The organism is Halorubrum sp. CGM4_25_10-8A, assembly GCF_005435025.1.
In the GTDB taxonomy this organism is placed as follows: domain Archaea; phylum Halobacteriota; class Halobacteria; order Halobacteriales; family Haloferacaceae; genus Halorubrum; species Halorubrum ezzemoulense.
Genome location: NZ_SGTX01000047.1, coordinates 1 through 700, shown reverse-complemented (window position 1 = coordinate 700; position 700 = coordinate 1). Strand labels below are relative to the sequence as shown.

The 700-nt window shown below is 59.6% G+C and carries 1 pseudogene; it reads right to left on the bottom strand.

From position 1 onward, the window contains the following. Window positions 1–671 (bottom strand): annotated as a pseudogene (locus EXE52_RS18070) (RNA-guided endonuclease TnpB family protein); the annotation flags it as partial. Between the last annotated feature and the right edge of the window lie 29 nt (window positions 672–700).

Here is a 700-nt window from a genome sequence, read left to right as displayed (position 1 = left end):
CACCAGTGGTCGTAGTCGTCCCCCTGCCAAAACGTGCCGGTTGAGGACACAGCGAGGCTGTTGACGCCGAGGTCGATACCGAGGACCGTTTGGTCGGAGTGCCCGGTATCTTCCGAAACCTCATCGTCACCGTCTGTCCGCCGCGTCGAAATGTTGAGGTAGAACTCGTCAGTGGCCGCGTCGTACCGAAGCGTACTCTCACGGAACTCGTAGCTCTCGGAGAGTACGTACCGCTCGTAGGGCGTCGGACTGTCTGCCGGGAGAACGAACGACGGTTCGACTCGGCCCTCAACAGTTGCCAGCGACACCTTGTTCCGGTAGAAGGTCGCGCTCCGCGTGTCGTAGTCCATCGTTTCGGCGGTAAACGTCGGTTGAGAGACGCGCTGTCCCTTTTTCCACCGTTCGACACACGCTTTGACAGCTTCGACAGCGCGTTTGATAGCGGCTTGAACAAGTTGGGCCTGGAGGTCTGTCTCCTCTCGAAGTTCGGCGTAGAGCGCGTCACGAACCTCTCGCTTGTTGGTCTTACACTCGGCGTAGGAGGTGTCGGACCAACAGTAGTCGGCGGTTCGGTTCGCGCAGTACAGGTATTGCTGGGCGGTTCGGTGGAGTGCGTCGCGTTGCTCGTCGGAAACGGCGAGTTTCACGACGGCGGTTCGACGCACGCCCATAGTTTCAGAGAGTACCCGACGGTACTTAT